This is a genomic window from Nocardioides solisilvae (assembly GCF_003194625.1).
Taxonomy (GTDB): Bacteria; Actinomycetota; Actinomycetes; order Propionibacteriales; family Nocardioidaceae; genus Nocardioides; species Nocardioides solisilvae.
Genome location: NZ_QHKX01000002.1, coordinates 831,151 through 849,122, shown reverse-complemented (window position 1 = coordinate 849,122; position 17,972 = coordinate 831,151). Strand labels below are relative to the sequence as shown.

The following is a 17,972-nucleotide window of genomic DNA, read 5'->3' as shown; positions in this document are numbered from 1 at the left end:
GCCTCAGGCGGGCGGCGCCAGCGCGGCGTCCCGGGCGACGACCGTGCGCAGCACCTCCCGGACGTGGCGCACCGTCGGGCTGGCGTCCATCGTCTCGCGCCACAGCAGCCGCACGGTCCGGGTCGGCACCGGCGCCCGGACGGGGACGGCGACCACCTCGGCCGGCAGCGGGCTGCGGCCGAGCCGCGGCACCAGGGCGACCGCGAGGCCCTCCTGCACCAGCCTGACCTGCGACTCGAACTCGAAGGACCAGAAACGCACGCGCGGGAGCCGCAGCGCCGCGAACATCACGGTGAACCACTCGTAGCAGATGGTGCCGGGCTGGGTGGAGGCCCAGACCTCGTCGAGCAGGTCGGCCGGGGTGACCGACTCCCTGCCGGCGAGCGGGTGGTCGCGGTGGACGAGGAGGTCGGCCTCGTCGTCCCCGAGGTGCTCGGTCCGCACCCGCGCCGGCACCGACAGCCCGACGCCCACCCAGCTGTGCACCAGCGCGAGGTCGACCTGGCCGGAGGCGACGAGGTCGACGGCCTGGTGCGGGTCCTCCTCGGCCACCGTGAGCTCGAGGGCCGGGGCCGTCCGTCGCAGCTCGCCGGCGAGCGGGGCGACCAGGCCGCGGACCCCCGTGGAGAAGGCGGCGAGCCGCAGGGAGCCGGCCAGCTCGTCGCCGTGGGCCAGGAGGGCGGACTCCAGCTGCTCGACCCGGGCCAGCACCTCGCGCCCCTCCGCGACCAGCAGCCGGGCCTGCTCGGTGAGCACCACCCGGCGCCCGACCCGCTCGGTGAGCGGCACGCCAGCCTGCTGCTCGAGCCGCTTGATCTGCTGGGAGACCGCCGACGGGGTGTAGCCCAGCGAGGCCGCGGCGGCGGCGACGGTCCCGCGGGCGTCCAGGGCCAGGAGCGACTGCAGCGCGACGAGGTCGATCATGTAGTGATGCTACCGATTCGACCGCATGTCTATTCGCTGGACGTGAACGATCGCCGCGGGCGACGATCCTCCTCGTGCCCCTCAAGGACTCCCTCCTCGCCACCCTGGTCGCCGTCATTTGGGGCGTGAACTTCGTCGTCATCGACGTGGGCCTCTCCGACGACGTGCCGCCGCTGCTCTTCGCCGCCCTGCGGTTCGCGGTGGTGGCGCTGGCCGTGCTCATCGTCGCCCGGCCCCGGTTGCCCTTCGGCCAGGTCGCCCTCGTCGGCCTCTTCATGAGCGTGGGCCAGTTCGGGCTGCTCTACACCGCGATGGCGATGGGGATGCCGGCCGGCCTCGCCTCGCTGGTGCTGCAGGCGCAGGTGGTGCTCACCATCCTCTTCGCCGCCGTGCGGCTCGCCGAGCGGCCCACCGCCGGGCAGGTGGCCGGCGTGCTCCTCGGCGCCCTGGGCCTCAGCGTGGTCGCGCTCGGGCGGAGCGCGGCGACCCCGCTGCTGGCGCTGCTGGTCACGGTCGGCGCGGCGGCCTCGTGGGCCTGCGGCAACGTGGTGACCCGGCGGCTGGGGTCGGCGAACGGGCTGGCGCTCACGGTCTGGTCGGCGACGGTGGTGCCGCTCCCGCTGATCGGCCTGAGCCTGCTGCTCGACGGCCCGGCCGCGGTCGGGCACGCGCTGACCCACCTGTCGGGCGCCGCGGTCGCATCCACGGCGTACACGGCCGTGCTCGCCTCCTGGGTCGGCTACGGCATCTGGAACTCGCTGCTGGCCCGGCACCGGACTTCGGCCGTGGTGCCCTTCACCCTCCTCGTCCCGGTGTTGGGGATGTCGAGCGCCGCGCTCGTCCTCGGCGAGGTGCCGAACCGCTGGGAGGCCCTCGGCGGGCTGGCCCTGCTGCTCGGCGTCGCCACCGCGGCGCTCGGGCTCCCGCGGCGACGCCGTCGCCCGACGTACGGTGGCGGCGTGGAGGAGCGCCAGCAGACCGTGCGCGTGCCCGGGTGAGGCACCCGCTGACCGGGCAGGACTTTCCCTCCCCGGTGCCGCCCGGGACGGGGTGGCCCGAGGACCCGGCGCCGTCCGGCACCCCGGTCGCGCGCACCGCCGGCGGCGTACGACGCCTGGCCGCCACCCGCGAGCTGCCGGTGCTGAACGCCCGGGTCAGCGTCTGCTCCGCGTGCCCCCGGCTGGTGCGCTGGCGCGAGGAGGTCGCGCGGACCAAGCGCGCCTCGTTCGCCGACCAGCCCTACTGGGGCCGCCCGATCGCCGGCTGGGGAGACCTCGAGCCCCGGGTCCTGGTCGTCGGGCTGGCGCCGGCCGCCAACGGGGGCAACCGGACCGGGCGGGTCTTCACCGGCGACAGCAGCGGGGACTGGCTCTTCGCCAGCCTGCACCGGGTCGGGCTCGCCGCGCAGGCCACCTCCGAGCACGCGGGGGACGGGCAGCGGCTGCTGGGTGCCCGGATGGTGGCCACGGTGCGGTGCGCCCCGCCCGACAACAGGCCCACCCCCGAGGAGCGCGACACCTGCGCCCCGTGGATCGACCGGGAGGTGGCCCTGGTCCGGCCGCACCTGCGGGCGGTGGTCGCGCTGGGCGCCTACGGCTGGGACGGCGCGCTGCGGGCGCTGCGTGGGGCCGGCGTCCCGGTGCCCGTGCCGAAGCCGCGGTTCGGGCACGGCGTCGAGGTGTCGCTCGACGGGCTGACGCTGCTCGGCTGCTACCACCCCTCGCAGCACAACACCTTCACCGGACGCCTCACGCCGGGGATGCTGGACGACGTGCTCGGCCGGGCGCGCGACCTCGCCGGGCTGCCCGGGCCGGGGCTGGGGGAGAATGGGCGGCATGACTGACGCAGGCACTGACGCAGGCACGCTGCACGCCATCACGGTGCTGGGCCACGACCGCCCCGGCATCATCGCCGAGACCACCGCGCGGCTGGCGGACCTGGGGCTCAACATCGAGGACACCTCGATGACCCTGCTGCGCGGCCACTTCGCGATGACCCTGATCTGCGCCGGCACGGCGACGGACGCCGAGGTGGAGGCCGCGCTCGCCCCGCTGGCCGCCGACGGCAGCCTGACCGTCACCGTCCGCGAGGTGCCCCACGAGGAGCCGGCGCACGCGTCCGGCAGCCAGTGGCTGCTCTCGGTGCACGGCGGCGACCGACCGGGGATCCTGTCCGGCGTCGCGGCCGAGGTGGCCCGCGTGGGAGGCAACATCACCGACCTCACCACCCGGCTCGCCGGTGACCTCTACCTCGTCGTCGCCGAGGTGGCCCTGCCCGCCGACGCCGACGTGGCCGCCCTCGAGGCGGCGGTGCGCGCGACCGCCGAGCGGCTCGGCGTCGGCGCCACCCTGCGACCCGCGGAGGCCGACGAGCTGTGAGCGCCACCCACGACCGGCTCGCCGCCTGGACGGAGGACGAGCTGGGGGTGACCGGGCGCGTCCTCGACGTCGTCCGGGCCCCCGCGCCCGTGCTCTCCACCGACGGCGGCCGGGTCGACCCGACCGCCCCCGAGGTGGTCCAGCTGGCCGCCGACCTCGTCGCCACCATGCGGGTCTCGCCCGGCTGCGTCGGGCTCGCCGCCCCCCAGGTCGGGGTCGGCGCCAAGGTCTTCTGCGTCGACGTCTCCGAGCACCCCAAGGCGCGCACCCACCACGGCACCTTCGTGTTCTGCAACGCCGAGGTGGTCGAGTCCTCGCGCAACGAGAAGGCGCGCGAGGGCTGCATGAGCGTCCCGGACCTGACCGGCGACGTGAAGCGCGCCTCCCGGGTCCTGGTGCGCGGCCAGCTGCCGGGCACCGGCGAGGAGGTCGAGGTCCGCACCGACGCCTTCGAGGCCCGCTGCCTGCAGCACGAGATCGACCACTGCGACGGCCTGCTCTTCCTCGACCGGGTGGCCGGCGCGCACGCGGTGTACGCGCGCCAGACCTACCTGTAGGCGCACCTCTAGGCTGCACCCCGTCCGGCCCCCGTATCCCAACCGGCAGAGGAAACCGCCTTAAAAGCGGCTCAGTCTGGGTTCGAGTCCCAGCGGGGGCACCGACCGTTCACCTGCGGGTCACGCCGGCGCCCCCGGTCCGCGACCGTCCCGCCACCGGGGCCCCCGACCATCCGAAGCGGTTCTCGGGTCAGCTTCGGAAAGGTTCCGCATGTCCACCTCTGTGTTCGTACGTCGTGGGGTGGCGTTGCTGGCGAGTGCGGCCCTGCCGCTCTCGCTGCTCGCCGTCCAGGGCTCCGCCCCCGCGGGCGCCGTCGACCCGGCGGCCACCGGTCAGCTCTACCACCGCCTGGCCACCTACCCCGTCTTCCAGAACGTCCCCGCGGGGGCCGACCCCAGCGGCGAGACGGTTGCCGAGATCTCCGACGTCACCGACGACGGCAACACGGTCGTCTACACCGACGCGCTCGGGCAGCGCGTCGGGTTCGTCGACATCACCGACCCGTCGGCACCGCGGGGGCTGGGCTCGATCGACGTGACGGCCGCCCCGGGTGGCGACGCGATCGACTCGCCGACCTCCGTCGCCGTCGTCGGCGGCCACGTGCTGGTCGCGGTCGACACCACCGACACCGACACCGAGGGCCTCTACGCGCCCGGCGGCCGACTGGACGTCTACGACGTGGAGACCCGCGCGCACGTGCGCAGCTTCAACCTGCGCGGCCAGCCCGACTCGATCGCGGTGAGCCCCGACGGGACCCACGCCGCCGTGGCGATCGAGAACCAGCGCAACGAGGACTACGCCGTCACCGATGGGCTGCCGCAGCTGCCCGCCGGCTTCGTGCAGGTCCTGGAGCTGGACGGCGCGCCGTCCGCCTGGACCCGGACCAAGGTGGACCTGCCGGCCTCCGCCCTCGCCGGGATGGACACCCCCGAGGACGCCGAGCCCGAGTACGGCGACATCAACGACGACAACGAGTACGTGCTCACCCTGCAGGAGAACAACGGCCTCGTCGTGGTCGACCTGGAGACCAAGGAGATCCTCCACGCCTTCAGCGCGGGCAACGCCCAGGTCTCCGGGATCGACGACGACAACGACGGGATCTTCGACCTCACCGCCGACCTCGACGTCCCCCGGGAGCCGGACGCCGTCCAGTGGGTGGGCGACGGCCTGGTCGCCACCGCCAACGAGGGCGACTGGAAGGGCGGCAGCCGCGGCTGGAGCGTCTTCGACGTCACCACGGGCGACGTGGCCTGGGACGCGGGCAGCTCGTTCGAGCACCTCGCCCTCGAGCACGGCCTCTTCAACGACGACCGGGCCGACAACAAGGGCTCCGAGCCCGAGGGCCTCGCCTTCGAGGTCGTCGACGGCACGCCGTACGCCTTCGTCGGGTCCGAGCGGAGCAACTTCGTCGCGGTCTACGACATGACGGCCCCCCGGGAGCCGGCCCTCGTGCAGGTCCTGCCGACCACCAACGGCCCCGAGGGGCTGCTGCCGATCCCGTCGCGTGGCCTCTTCGTGGTCTCCTCCGAGACCGACGAGGCCGCGGCGGGCGTGCGTTCGACGGTCGCGGTCTACGGCCTGGCCGACGACCGGCCCGCCTTCCCGTCGGTCGTCTCGAAACCCGCCGCTCCCGGCGAGCCGCCGATCGGCTGGGGCGCGCTCGGCGCGCTCTCGGCCGACCCGACCCACGCCGACCGGCTGTGGAGCGCCTCCGACGCCGCCTTCGCGACCGGTCGGATCTACTCGATGGACGCCTCGCAGGCCCCGGCCGTGATCGACGGGGTGCTCGAGGTGACCGAGCCGGGCGGTGCCCGGCCCGAGATCGACATCGAGGGTCTCCACGCCCGCGCCGAGGGCGGCTTCTGGCTCGCCGTCGAGGGAGCGGACGGCCCCGGCAACAAGCTGGTGCGCGTCGACGACGCCGCCGAGGTGGTCGAGACCGTCGAGCTGCCGGCCGAGGTCACCGAGCACGTCCGCAACTGGGGCCTGGAGGGGGTCACCGCCACCGGGACCGGGGGAGACGAGGTCGTCTACGTCGCGCTCCAACGCCCGCTGTGGGAGGACCCCACGGTGGGTGCCGGCGCCGTGCGGCCGAAGGAGGGCAACATCGCCCGGATCGGTCGCTACGACGTCGCCGAGGGGAGCTGGACCTGGTTCGGCTACCGGTTGCGACGGACGGACACGCCCGGCGACTGGATGGGCCTCTCGGAGGTCACCGCGCTCGACGACGACACCCTGCTGGTGGTCGAGCGTGACAAGCTGGTGGGCCCGCAGGCCGCGGTGAAGCGGGTGTACGCCGTCGATGTCCCGGAGATCGGCGGGACCGACGAGCCCGTCATGCTGCGCAAGGACCTCGCGGTCGACGTGCTGCCCCACCTACGCGCGCTCCACGGGTGGACCCAGGAGAAGCTGGAGGGCCTCGCCGTCACGGCCGACCGCCAGCTCGTCGCCGTCACCGACAACGACGGCGTCCAGGACGCCACCGGCGAGACGCAGCTGCTGCGGCTCGGCAGCGTCGAGGGGATCGGACGGCGGACCGTGCAGGTGCTCGGCACCAACGACTTCCACGGCCGGCTCCAGCCCAACGGCGCGGAGGCCGGGGCCGCGGTGCTCGCCGGGGCGGTGGAAGCCCTGGAGGACGAGTACGGCGACACCGTGTTCGCGGCCGCCGGCGACCTGATCGGTGCCTCGACCTTCGACTCCTTCATCGCCCAGGACAAGCCGACCATCGACGCGCTCAACGCCGCCGGCCTCGACGTCTCGGCGGTCGGCAACCACGAGCTCGACGCGGGGTACGCCGACCTGCTCGATCGGGTGATGGCGCCCTACCACCCCACCGACAACCCCCACGGCGGGGCGGAGTGGGAGTACCTGGGTGCCAACATCCGGATGAAGGCCACCGGTGAGCCGGCGGTCCCCGAGAAGTTCGTGCAGGACTTCGGCGACGTCCAGGTCGGCTTCGTCGGTGCCGTCACCGAGCACCTCGAGGAGCTCGTCTCCCCGGCCGGCATCGCGGACCTGGAGATCACCGACGTGGTCGAGGCGACCAACCGGGTGGCCGCCGAGCTGCGCGAGGCCGACGGCGCGGACGTCGTGGTGCTGCTGGTCCACGAGGGCGCCACCACCACGTCGCTGGCCTCGGCCACCGACCCCGACTCAGACTTCGGCCGGATCGTCAACGGTGTCTCCGCCGACGTGGACGCCATCGTCTCCGGACACACCCACCTGGCCTACAACCACGCGGTCGAGGTGCCCGAGTGGGTCGCCGAGGAGCGCCCGGTGACGACCCGACCGGTGGTCTCCGCCGGTCAGTACGGCACCAACCTCAACCAGCTCCTCTTCACCTTCGAGGGTGACCAGGTGGTCGCGGTGGAGCAGAACCTCGTCGCAGCCGCCGGGTACGCCCCCGTCCAGGAGGTGGCGGACCTGGTCGCCGACGCGAAGGTCGACGCCGACGTGCTGGGTGCCGAGGTGCTCGGTGAGCTGGCGGGTCCCGCCCGACGGGCCGCACTGGCGGGTGGCGCCGAGAACCGCGGTGGCGAGTCCACCCTCGGCAACCTGGTCGCCGAGGTGCAGCGGGTCCGGACCCCGGCTGCCGTCGGCGGCGCGGACGTCGCCTTCATGAACCCCGGCGGCCTCCGCAAGGACCTGCCGGGAGGCTCGGTGACCTACCGGGCGGCCGCCGACGTGCAGCCGTTCGCCAACACCTTGGTCAACATGACGATGACCGGTGCCCAGGTCCGGCAGGCCCTGGAGCAGCAGTGGCAGCCGGCGGGTGCCGCGCGGCCCTTCCTGCGGCTGGGCGCCTCGGCGGGCTTCACCTACACCTACGACCCCACGGCACCTGCGGGGCGACGGATCACCGGGATGTGGCTGGACGGCGATCCGGTGGGCGCGCAGCAGTCCCTCGAGGTGACGGTCAACTCCTTCCTGGCCTCGGGCGGCGACAACTTCGGGGCCTTCACCCTGGGCACGGACCGGGCCGACACCGGCGTGAGCGACCTGGCCGCGATGGTGGAGTTCATGGCCGACGAGGCCCCGGTGGGCAGCCCGCTCGCGGTCGACGCTTCCCAGCGGGCGGTCGGGGTGTCCTTCCCGGCCGACGCGCCGGCAGCGTACGCCGCGGGGGAGACCGTGCGGTTCGACGTCACCTCCCTGGCGATGACCGGATCGGGTGACGCGCAGGACGCCGAGCTCGTCGTCTCGCTCGGGGGACGTGAGGTCGGTCGGGCGACGGTCGACAGCTCCCCGTCCGCCGTCGTCGCCGACGAGGCGGGCCGGGCCACGGTCTCGTTCGTCGTCCCGCCAGGCACGTCGGCCGGCACGGCGACCGTCGTCCTGGAGGGTGAGACCACCGGGACCCGGGCGGAGGTCGCCCTGCAGGTGCGGGCGACGCAGCCCGAGCCCAGCGCCGGGCCGACGCCCGGACCCGTGCCGACCGTGCAGCCGTCGCCCACGGCGCAGCCGGAGCCCGGCAAGGTCGAGGTGAAGAAGCCCGGGCGGAGGAAGTCGACCGTCAAGGTCGGCAAGCGGAAGAAGATCGCGCTCCGGGTCGTCCTGCGGGGCACCGACGAGCCGGGCGACTTCCGGGCGCGGGTCACGGGAGTGAAGGGCAGGAAGGGCCTGGTCAAGGCGCGACTCGACCGTAAGGGACGCCTCGTCCTCCGGATCCCGGTGATCGCGAAGCCGGGCAAGCGCCGGATCGTCGTCCGCTACTCCGGCGACGACGTGAACCCGGCACGCACCTTCCGGTTCACGGTGCGCGTCAGGCGCTGACGCCTGAGGCTGCGCCCGACGCGCAGCCAGGGCCGGTCCCGTGCCACCCGGGTGGCACGGGGTCGGCCCGCGTGCGTTCCTCAGGAGCCGCTGAATCCCGCTCCCGGCGGGGAACACCGCGCGTTCCCCGCACGTTCAAACCGGTGACGACTGCGTAGAGTGGACGTCAGACGCAGGCGCGGTCAGGGAGATCGCGCACCCACGGCCTCCGAGGAGAGACCATCATGAAGAGCAGCAACCCGGTGTTCGCCAGGTCCGCCGAGTTCAACGGGCGGTCGAACGCCTACGGCAACACCCAGACCTTCCCCGGCTACGGCCAGGACCAGGGCTACTCCGACCCGTCGACCTGGGGCACCGGCACGCCGACGCACGAGGCACCCACCGCCCGGATGACCATCGACTCGGTGGTCCAGAAGACCGGCCTCACGCTCGCCGTCGTCGTCGTCACGGCGTTCCTCACCTGGTGGTGGACCGGCGACCTCGACGGCGCCGTGAGCCAGGACCAGCTCTCCCGCATCTACGGCGCGGTGATGATCGGCTCGCTGGGCGCCTTCGCCCTGTCGATGGTCAACTCCTTCAAGCGCGTGATCAGCCCGGCGCTCGTGCTCGCCTTCGCCGCGCTCGAGGGCGTGGCGCTCGGCGGCCTGAGCAAGCTTTTCGACGCGCAGTTCGGCGACGGCATCGTCACCGGCGCGGTCTTCGGCACGTTCGCCGCGTTCGCCGGCACCCTGGCGGCCTACAAGTTCCTCGGCATCAAGGTCGGCGACAAGTTCCGCAAGGGCGTCATGGCCGCCGTCTTCGGCATGGTCGGCCTCGGCCTGCTCTCCCTCGTGCTCAGCTTCGCCGGCATCCAGACCGGGCTCTTCGGCTTCGGCGCCCTCGGCCTGCTGATGTCGGTCGTCGGCCTGGTGCTCGGTGTCTTCATGCTGATCCTCGACTTCGACTTCGTCGAGCAGGGCGTCGCCGCCGGCCTCGACGAGCGCGAGTCGTGGCGCGCGGCCTTCGGCCTGACCGTCAGCCTCGTCTGGATCTACACCAACCTGCTGCGCATCCTCGCGATCTTCAGCCAGGACTGATCAGCACCCAGTTGCACGTCGACAGGGTCCCGGAGCCGATCCGGGGCCCTGTTGCCTGTCCGGGAGCCCGCGCTCAGGTCTGCAGCCAGGCGACGACCGCGAGCACCCGCCGGTGGTCGGAGTCGGACATCGGCAGGTCGAGCTTGTCGAAGATGTTGCCGATGTGCTTGCTCACGGCCTTCTCGGTCACCACGAGCCGGGTGGCGATCGCGGCGTTGGAGCGGCCCTCGGCCATCGGCGCGAGCACCTCGGCCTCCCGGGGCGTGAGCCGGTCGAGCCGCGAGCGGCTCCCCGCCGTCGAGACCAGCGACGCGACCACCTCGGGGTCCAGCACGGTGCCCCCGGCGGCCACGTCGCGCACGGCCGCCACGAAGGTGGAGACGTCGGAGACCCGATCCTTGAGCAGGTAGCCGACCGATCCCTCGCCCGAGCCGAGGAGCTCGCGTGCGTAGAGCTGCTCGACGTACTGGCTGAGCACCACCACCGGCAGCCCGGGCCGGCGACGCCGCGCCTCGATCGCCACCCGGAGCCCCTCGTCGGTCTGCGTGGGAGGCATCCGCACGTCGACCACCGCCACGTCGACCCCGTCGGCCCGCAGCGCCTCCGCGAGGGCCGGGCCGTCTCCGACGGCGGCCGTGACGGTGAAGTCGTGCGCCTCCAGCAGCCGGTTCAGGCCGTCCCGGAGGAGGGCGTGGTCCTCGGCGATGACAACGCGCACGGCACCTCCATGACGATCGTGGTGGGCCCGCCGACCGGGCTCCGCACGACCATAGTGCCGTCGAAGGCGGCCAGGCGCCGCTCGGTGCCGGCGAGGCCGGAGCCCAGGGGCGCGTCGGCGCCGCCGATGCCGTCGTCGCCCACCATGATCCGCAGCGCGCCGTCCTCGTGGGTGAGCTCGACGGTGGCCGGGTCGCCGCGGCGTGCTTGACCACGTTGACCAGGCACTCGGCGACCGCGAAGTACGCCGCCGACTCGACCGGGGCGGGGGCGGCCGGGCAGGTCGACCAGCACCGCCACCGGCACCGCCAGGTCGAGGGCGAGCGCCTGCACGGCGCCCCCGAGCCCCCGGTCGGCCAGCACCGGCGGGTGGATGCCACGCACCACCGAGCGCAGGTCGCCCAGCGCGGTCGTGGCGGTGGCGCGGGCCTCGGTGATCAGCGCCATGGCCCGTTCGGGGTCGTCGCGCAGCATCTGCTCGGCCAGTCCCAGACTCATGCCGAGGGAGACCAGCCGGGCCTGGGCGCCGTCGTGCAGGTCGCGCTCGGTCCGGCGGATCTCGGAGGCCGAGCGGTCGATCGTCTCGGCGCGCGACTCGGTGACCTTGGCGACCCGCTGCTCCAGGGTCGACCGGGAGGGGGCGAGCAGGGCCCGGTCGAGCTGTGCGCGCCAGCGCATGAGCAGCGGCGTGCCGAACCACCACAGCGGGACCACGACCAGCAGCAGGGCCCACTCGAGGAACGCCTCGGCCTGCGTGTCGACGGTGAAGACGCCGTACTCGACGTCGAGGACCCCGTCGGGGACCAGGGCGTGGAGCAGCGGGTAGAGCGCGTACCACCCGATCGCGAGGCCGAGTCCCAGCGCGATCCACGACAACGTCCACCCGGCGGTGATCGTGCAGAAGGTCCAGGCGAAGTCCCGCCAGCGGGCCGGGTCGCGGCTCCAGGCGCCGAGGGTGCCCCACCAGGAGCCGGCCTCGTCGACCGGGAGGTACGGCGTCTCGATCTCGCGGCCGAGCATCCGCCCGGAGAGCTTGCGGTGGACGCCCGCGAGGGCCTGGTTGAGCGGGACCAGCAGCAGCAGCAGCGCCAGCCCGACACCCACCACGGCCACCGACAGGGCGGTGGCCATGAGGCAGGAGAGCGCCAGCACCGGCACCGCGAGCAGCGTGTAGCCCAGGCTCAGTCCCCACACCTCGAGGCGGGTGGTGACGGCTCCCGGCTCGCCGAGTCGAGGGGGTTGGGCGAGGGGACGAGGCACGGGGTGCTCCTGTCGTGACGGAGGCGGGTGGACGGACCCCCATCCTCGCGGCCCCCACAGTGGCCTGTCAGTGGTGCTGGCACCACCCCCGGGGCCGGGTGCAGACCCCCGTGCCGCCCTACCGTCGTGGTACCCGCACCGAGTTGTTGGCACCCCGCACCCGCACCTTGGTGGGTCCCTTCGTCACCCGCGCGGTGTTGTTGGCGCCGACGATCCTCAGGACGTCCAGGCGTGCGGAGCGCAGGAGGTTGTTGCTTCCCCGGACCAAGGCCTTCCCGCCCTTGCTCCTCACCTTGACCGCGCTGTTGGAGCTGACCAGCCGCAACGAGACGAGCCGCCCGGTGGTCAGGGTGTTGTTGGCCCCACCGATCCGAGCGGTCCCGACGGTGGACGCCGTGAGCGTGTTGTTGGAGCCCCGGACGACCAGCCGGTCGGTCCTCGGCAACATGACCGTGGTGTTGCTCCCCAGCACCGTGACGGTGCTGCAGCTTCCGGTGACGTGCACGACCTCGGTGGACTGGTCGATGGTCAACGCTCCGGCCGAGCAGTCGAGCACGACATCCGCCTCGGCGGTGGGGGCCAGCAGCAGCGACGGGACGGTCGCGCCGACCAGCGCGACGACGGCGACGAGGGCGGAGACGGGACGAGGACGCACGGTGACTCCTGGGGGAGGGAAGGGATCGCGTGCGGGAGAACCTACTGGTCCGACGAGGCCGGCAGCGCGCTGGTCTCGGCCTCCTCGGCGGACGGTGCCTCGGACTCGCCGGCCGGACGACGGCGGCGTCGGCGCAGCTCGACCCACCGCCCGCGCAGGCCGCGCTGGGAGCCGGCGACCTCGGTGCCGTCGAGCTCGGTGCCGGTGTGGCGCGCGGCCTCGACGGCGGCGGAGGCGACGGGCAGGACCCGCTCGCCGCGCCGGGTCTCGGGGCGGACCTCCTCGGGCGGGACGACGCCGAGCGCCGCCAGCGTCGAGGGCAGGAGCACCTCGGCGAGGTGGCGGTAGCCGTCGGCGGAGGGGTGGAACTGGTCGGGTCCGAAGAGGATGGCCGGGGCGGCGTCGAACTCGGGTCCGAGCGCCTTGGCCAGCGAGACCGTGCGGCCGCCCTCGTCGACCACGACGATCGCCTGGGCGGCGGCGAGCCGGCGCGACCAGATCCGCGCCACCTGCTTGAGCGGAGGCATGATCGGGCGCACGGTGCCGAGGTCGGGGCAGGTGCCCACCAGCACCTCCACGCCGGCCTCGCGGAGCCGGCGTACCGCCTCGCTGAGGTGTCGCACGGAGGCCGAGGGCAGCACCGTGTGGGTGACGTCGTTGGCGCCGACCAGGACCACCGCGACGTCGGGCTGGCTGGGCAGCACCCGCCCGATCTGGGCGTCGAGGTCGGAGGACTTGGCCCCGACCACGGCGACCGAGCGCAGGTGGACGCGACGGTCGGCGGCGGCGGCGACGCCGGAGGCGAGGTGGGCGCCGGGGGTCTCCTCGACGCTCTCGACGCCGTAGCCCGCGGCGCTGGAGTCGCCGAGCAGGGCCATCCGGATCGCGGGGCCGGGGCGGCCGCGGCCGTACCAGCCCGACGCGTCGGGAGGCTCGCCGGTCGCGTTGCCGATCTTGCGGCGGGCGACCTTGGCCTCGACGTTGAGGACGCCGTAGAGCGCTCCGCCCAGCACGGAGAGACCGCCTCCGCCGAACGCGGCGGCGGCGGCAAGCTTGCGTGCGGCGGCTGCTCTACCCACGGGTACACCCTAGTGAGTTCACGGTTGTCCCAGCACGCGGACTAGATTGACGGGATGCAGTACGTGAACTCGCTCCTGGACCTGATCGGCCACACCCCGCTGCTGAGGCTCTCGAGGTCCCTGGGGCCCGAGCTCGTGGTGGAGCGCGGGAAGGACAGCCCCGGCCCGCTGGTGCTGGCGAAGGTCGAGTACCTCAACCCGGGCGGCTCGGTGAAGGACCGGATCGCCACGCGGATGATCGAGGCGGCCGAGGCCTCGGGCGAGCTGCAGCCGGGCGGGACGATCGTGGAGCCCACGTCGGGCAACACCGGCGTCGGCCTCGCCATGGTCGCCCAGGAGAAGGGCTACAAGTGCGTCTTCGTCTGCCCCGACAAGGTCAGCGAGGACAAGCGCAACGTGCTCAAGGCGTACGGCGCCGAGGTCGTGGTCTGCCCGACCGCGGTGGCCCCGGAGCACCCCGACTCCTACTACAACGTGAGTGACCGGCTCGCCTCCCAGCCGGGCGCCTGGAAGCCCGACCAGTACTCCAACCCGCACAACCCGCGCTCCCACTACGAGACCACGGGTCCCGAGATCTGGGAGCAGACCGAGGGGCGGATCACCCACTTCGTCGCCGGCGTCGGCACCGGCGGCACGATCAGCGGCATCGGGCGCTACCTCAAGGAGCGCAACCCCGAGATCCAGGTGATCGGCGCCGACCCGGCGGGCTCGGTCTACTCCGGCGGCACGGGTCGCCCCTACCTGGTGGAGGGCGTAGGTGAGGACTTCTGGCCCGAGACCTACGACAAGTCGGTCGCCGACCGGATCATCGAGGTCTCCGACGCCGACTCCTTCGCCTTCACCCGGCGCCTGGCGCGCGAGGAGGCGCTGCTGGTCGGCGGCTCCTCCGGCATGGCGGCCTTCGCCGCCAAGCAGCTGGCCGCCGAGCTGGCCGCCGAGGGGCGGGACGACGCGGTGATCGTGGTGCTGCTGCCCGACTCCGGCCGCGGCTACCTCACCAAGGTCTTCAACGACGCGTGGCTGGGCCAGTACGGCTTCGCCACCGAGCAGGCCGAGGAAGAGGCCCTCACCGTGGGTGAGGTGCTGCGCGGCAAGGACGGCACGCTCCCAGCCCTGGTCCACACCCACCCCGGGGAGACGATCGCCGAGGCGGTCCACATCCTCCAGGAGTATGGGGTCTCGCAGATGCCCGTCGTCCGGGCGGAGCCGCCGATCGTGGCGGCCGAGGTCGCCGGCTCGGTCTCGGAGCGGGCGCTGCTCGACGCGCTCTTCACCGGCCAGGCCAAGCTGACCGACGCGGTCGAGGAGCACATGTCCCCGGCACTGCCGACGATCGGCTCCACGGAGCCGGCGCGCCAGGCGGTCCAGCTCGTGGAGAAGGCCGACGCCGTGCTGGTCCACGAGGACGGCAAGCCGGTCGGCGTGGTCACCCGCCACGACCTGCTGGCGGTGCTGGCCCGGGGCTGAGCCCGGACCCGCCCCGGCGGGTCAGTCCCCGACGAGCACTCGGTCGTCGGTGGGCGCGGCGGAGTCGGGCTGCGTCCGGACCCCGCCGGGGAGCACCACCCGGAAGGTGTTGTCCAGGGCGTCGTAGTGGACGCTCCCCGACATCGCCGTGATCAGGTCGCGCACCACGGAGAGCCCCAGGCCGGAGCCGTGCCGGCCCGTGCCCTCGACCCGGGTGTAGGCGTCGAAGAGGCGTGGCACGAACTCCTCCGGCACGCCCGCGCCGGCATCGGTGACGCTGAACTGGACGAACCGGTCGCCGACCGGGCGGGCGTCCAGCTGCACCGGTTCGGCGCCGTAGTTCTGGGCGTTGCGCAGCAGGTTGGCCAGCACCTGCTGCAGGCGCAGGGGGTCGCCCTTGACCCACAGGCCACGGGTCGCCCGGACCCGGAGGTCGAGGTCGGGGAAGGCCGCGGCACTCTCGGTGAGCGACCGCGCCACGTCGACCTCGGTGAGCTGCAGCGAGAGGCCCCCACGACCCGCGGTGGCCACGCCCAAGAGGTCCTCGGTCATCAGGGCGAGCCGGGTGGCGAGCATCCGGGAACGCGCGATGATCCGGTCCGCCTGCTCGGGGCTCAGGTCGCCCTCGGCCAGCACCTCCAGGTAGCCCTCGAGCCCGGTGAGCGGGGTGCGCATGTCGTGGCTGACCACGGCCACCATGTGCTCGCGCAGCGTCTGCGCCTCGACGAGGGTGTCGTTGTGCTCGTGCATGAGCGCGGCGTGGCGCTTGGCCTCGCCGTAGAGGAAGGTGACCTCGCGCAGCATCGCCATCAGGACGATGATCGCGGCCGTGAGGGCCAGGGCGCGGGCGCTGTACCAGCCGAGCGTCCACCGGGCCTCCGCGGTGAGCACCAGCCAGGAGTCGCAGCAGGAGGCGACCACAGCGACGAGGGCCCACGACTCCAGGCCGCCGCGCGCGCCGCGACGCGCCACGCCCACCAGCGCGACGGCCAGGGCGACGAGGTTGAGGGCGAAGAGGCGGTAGCCCTGCTTCGAGGCGAACTGGCCGTAGTTCTCGTCCCGCATCATCGGTGGCAGGACGTCGACGAAGCGGGTGGCGAGGACGACGAAGGCCAGGGCGGCGGCCGCGGTGGCGCCGTGCACCAGCAGCGTGCGCAGGGTGCGACCCTCGGGCCGGGCGAAGTAGCGGCGCAGCGACGCGGGCCACGGCGCGAGGGCGGCGGCGACCAGCAGCGGGAAGCCGACGTTCCACCCCAGCCAGAGCCACGGCGAGCTGTCCTCCGGCGTGCCGAGGACCCCCTGGGGGCCGAAGAAGCCCGGGAAGGTGAGCGCGTGGGCGGTCACGCAGACGGCGGACCAGACGTACGCCGCGGAGAGCGGGAGCAGCCGGTCGCCGCCGCCGGCGCGGTAGTGCTCGACCAGCATGGTGGAGGTCAGCAGGTGGGCGGCGAGCACCAGCGTGAGGAACGCCGGCATGAAGCCGGGGTTGGGGGCCAGCTGGGTGTCCGTCCAGAGCCAGAGCACGAGGGTGACCGCCGGTAGGACGGCCGCCACGACCAGGGGACCACGACGGGACTCCTGGGGCACGGCGGTCGAAGGCATGCGGTCATCCTGCCGGAACCGGGGCGCCGGTGAGCGCGCTTACGATGAACATGTGGAAGGACACACCCTGGACCTGTCCACCGAGGTCTTCGTCCTTCTCGTGCTGGCCGCGCTCGTCGCCGGCTTCGTGGACGCGGTCGTCGGCGGGGGCGGGCTGATCCAGCTCCCCGCGCTGCTCGTCGCCCTCCCGGGCGCGGCGCCCGTGCAGCTGCTCGCGACCAACAAGCTCGCGTCGATCTGCGGCACCACGGTGAGCTCGGCGACGTACGCCCGCCGGATCCGCCCCGACCCCCGCACCTTCCTGCCGCTCATGGCGGCCGCCTTCCTCGGCTCGGCGGGCGGGGCGGCGGTCGCCTCGCTGGTGCCCCGGGAGGCGTTCGACCCGATCGTGCTGGTGGCGCTCGTCCTGGTGGGGGCGTACGTCGTGCTGAAGCCGTCGCTGGGGGAGGTCACCGAGCTGCGGTTCGCCGGCCGGCACCACACGACCGCGGCGCTCGGCACCGGGCTGGTCGTCGGCTTCTACGACGGCGTGCTGGGGCCCGGCACCGGCTCGTTCTTCGTCTTCGCCCTCGTCGGCCTGCTCGGCTACAGCTTCCTCGAGGCCTCCGCCAAGGCGAAGCTGGCCAACTGGGCGACCAACCTCGCGGCGCTGGTGGTCTTCGTCCCGCAGGGGGCGGTGATGTGGGGCGTCGGGCTCGCGATGGGGCTGGCCAACATGGCCGGCGGCTACCTCGGCGCCCGGACGGCGATCGGACGCGGCGCTGCCTTCGTGCGGGTCTTCTTCCTCGTGGTGGTCGGCGGCTTCGTGGTCCGGATCGGTGGCGACCTGCTCGGGCTGTGGGGCTGAACGTGGCCCGGGTGACGACGTACCGGACGCTCGCGCGCGACGGCGAGGCCGAGATCGAGGTGAAGCGGTCGCGCTTCCTCTGCGTCGTGCGCCGGATGGAGGACGAGGCCGCGGCTCGCGCCGTGGTGGAGGAGGCGCGCCGGACGCACTGGGACGCGCGGCACCACTGCTCGGCGTTCGTGCTGGGCCCCGAGGGAGCGGTGCGGCGCTCCTCCGACGACGGCGAGCCGTCGGGCACCGCCGGGGCCCCGATGCTCCAGGTCCTCGCCGGCCGCGGGGTCAGCGACGTGGTGGCCGTGGTGACCCGGTGGTTCGGCGGGGTGCTGCTGGGGGCGGGCGGTCTGGTCCGGGCCTACGGCGACGCGGTGACCGCGGCGCTCGACGAGGTCGGCACCCGTGAGCGCCGGCTGCTGGGGGAGTGGCGGGTCGAGCTCGACCATGCCGACGCCGGGCGGGTGGAGAGCGACCTGCGGGCCCGCGGCGTCGAGGTGCTCGACGTGGAGTACGCCGCCCGGGTGCGGCTGCTGCTCGGCACCTCCGACGGTGACGGGCTCGCCCGGAACCTGGCCGAGCTCACGGCCGGCCGGGTCGAGCCCGAGGCCGTCGGCGAGCGGTGGGTCGACCTGGCCTGAC

General features: G+C 73.7%; 15 protein-coding genes and 1 tRNA gene. 10 read left to right on the top strand and 6 right to left on the bottom strand.

The genetic code is table 11. The features are described from left to right. Nucleotides 1–3 precede the first annotated feature (3 nt). Nucleotides 4–924 carry a LysR substrate-binding domain-containing protein gene (locus DNK53_RS10140; protein ID WP_110182122.1) on the bottom strand — a complete coding sequence of 307 codons (921 nt, stop codon included), beginning with the start codon at nt 922–924 and terminating at the stop codon, nt 4–6. Between the two features lie 74 nt (nt 925–998). On the opposite strand from DNK53_RS10140, the gene DNK53_RS10135 reads away from it, so the two are divergent. From DNK53_RS10135 to DNK53_RS10105, 7 genes are all read left to right on the top strand, one after another. Then, nucleotides 999–1,922 carry an EamA family transporter gene (locus DNK53_RS10135; protein WP_110182121.1) on the top strand — a complete coding sequence of 308 codons (924 nt, stop codon included), beginning with the start codon at nt 999–1,001 and terminating at the stop codon, nt 1,920–1,922. Next, on the top strand, nt 1,919–2,767 hold the full coding sequence (locus tag DNK53_RS10130) for a uracil-DNA glycosylase (protein WP_110182120.1): 849 nt from the start codon (nt 1,919–1,921) through the stop codon (nt 2,765–2,767). Before DNK53_RS10135 ends, DNK53_RS10130 begins: the two co-directional genes overlap by 4 nt. Continuing rightward, entirely contained in the window at nt 2,760–3,302 is a 543-nt protein-coding gene (locus DNK53_RS10125) for a glycine cleavage system transcriptional repressor (protein WP_110182440.1), read from the top strand. The genes DNK53_RS10130 and DNK53_RS10125 overlap by 8 nt, the downstream gene beginning before the upstream one ends. Further along, nucleotides 3,299–3,859, top strand: coding sequence for a peptide deformylase (gene def, locus DNK53_RS10120; RefSeq protein ID WP_110182119.1), 561 nt, complete (start codon nt 3,299–3,301; stop codon nt 3,857–3,859). The genes DNK53_RS10125 and def overlap by 4 nt, the downstream gene beginning before the upstream one ends. Before the next feature lie 27 nt (nt 3,860–3,886). Further along, a tRNA-Leu gene (locus tag DNK53_RS10115) sits at nt 3,887–3,960 on the top strand. A 110-nt stretch (nt 3,961–4,070) separates the two neighbouring features. Then, nucleotides 4,071–8,636: an esterase-like activity of phytase family protein gene (locus DNK53_RS17765; RefSeq protein WP_204163850.1), complete on the top strand. Its 4,566-nt coding sequence runs from the start codon at nt 4,071–4,073 to the stop codon at nt 8,634–8,636. Nucleotides 8,637–8,860: 224 nt separating this feature from the next. Continuing rightward, entirely contained in the window at nt 8,861–9,712 is an 852-nt protein-coding gene (locus DNK53_RS10105) for a Bax inhibitor-1/YccA family protein (RefSeq protein ID WP_110182118.1), read from the top strand. 73 nt (nt 9,713–9,785) lie between these two features. Here DNK53_RS10105 and DNK53_RS10100 read toward each other — a convergent pair whose 3' ends face one another. From DNK53_RS10100 to DNK53_RS10085, 4 genes are all read right to left on the bottom strand, one after another. After that, nucleotides 9,786–10,430: a response regulator gene (locus tag DNK53_RS10100; RefSeq protein ID WP_110182117.1), complete on the bottom strand. Its 645-nt coding sequence runs from the start codon at nt 10,428–10,430 to the stop codon at nt 9,786–9,788. Then, entirely contained in the window at nt 10,382–11,689 is a 1,308-nt protein-coding gene (locus DNK53_RS10095; RefSeq protein WP_162599874.1) for a sensor histidine kinase, read from the bottom strand. Before DNK53_RS10095 ends, DNK53_RS10100 begins: the two co-directional genes overlap by 49 nt. 118 nt (nt 11,690–11,807) lie before the next feature. Further along, complete coding sequence (locus tag DNK53_RS10090; protein WP_162599873.1) at nt 11,808–12,344, bottom strand: DUF3060 domain-containing protein; 537 nt, start codon at nt 12,342–12,344, stop codon at nt 11,808–11,810. Nucleotides 12,345–12,385: 41 nt separating this feature from the next. Further along, entirely contained in the window at nt 12,386–13,423 is a 1,038-nt protein-coding gene (locus DNK53_RS10085) for an SGNH/GDSL hydrolase family protein (RefSeq protein WP_110182114.1), read from the bottom strand. Between the two features lie 54 nt (nt 13,424–13,477). Here DNK53_RS10085 and DNK53_RS10080 point away from each other — a divergent pair, with 54 nt between their 5' ends. Next, nucleotides 13,478–14,890, top strand: a complete 1,413-nt coding sequence (locus tag DNK53_RS10080; protein WP_110182113.1) for a cystathionine beta-synthase — start codon at nt 13,478–13,480, stop codon at nt 14,888–14,890. A 21-nt stretch (nt 14,891–14,911) separates the two neighbouring features. Here DNK53_RS10080 and DNK53_RS10075 read toward each other — a convergent pair whose 3' ends face one another. Next, entirely contained in the window at nt 14,912–16,492 is a 1,581-nt protein-coding gene (locus DNK53_RS10075; RefSeq protein WP_110182112.1) for a sensor histidine kinase, read from the bottom strand. A 52-nt stretch (nt 16,493–16,544) separates the two neighbouring features. Between DNK53_RS10075 and DNK53_RS10070 the strand changes: the two genes are divergently transcribed. Next, nucleotides 16,545–17,339, top strand: coding sequence for a TSUP family transporter (locus DNK53_RS10070; protein ID WP_239456466.1), 795 nt, complete (start codon nt 16,545–16,547; stop codon nt 17,337–17,339). 11 nt (nt 17,340–17,350) lie between these two features. Next, complete coding sequence (locus DNK53_RS10065; protein ID WP_110182439.1) at nt 17,351–17,971, top strand: YigZ family protein; 621 nt, start codon at nt 17,351–17,353, stop codon at nt 17,969–17,971. Nucleotide 17,972: the final 1 nt, after the last annotated feature.

Bases quoted from the DNA above. Each gene is read 5' to 3' on its own strand.
- DNK53_RS10105 (WP_110182118.1), top strand. From the start codon at position 8,861: ATGAAGAGCAGCAACCCGGTGTTCGCCAGGTCCGCCGAGTTCAACGGG.
- DNK53_RS10080 (WP_110182113.1), top strand. From the start codon at position 13,478: ATGCAGTACGTGAACTCGCTCCTGGACCTGATCGGCCACACCCCGCTG.
- DNK53_RS10075 (WP_110182112.1), bottom strand. From the start codon at position 16,492: ATGCCTTCGACCGCCGTGCCCCAGGAGTCCCGTCGTGGTCCCCTGGTC.
- DNK53_RS10140 (WP_110182122.1), bottom strand. From the start codon at position 924: ATGATCGACCTCGTCGCGCTGCAGTCGCTCCTGGCCCTGGACGCCCGC.
- DNK53_RS10125 (WP_110182440.1), top strand. From the start codon at position 2,760: ATGACTGACGCAGGCACTGACGCAGGCACGCTGCACGCCATCACGGTG.
- DNK53_RS17765 (WP_204163850.1), top strand. From the start codon at position 4,071: ATGTCCACCTCTGTGTTCGTACGTCGTGGGGTGGCGTTGCTGGCGAGT.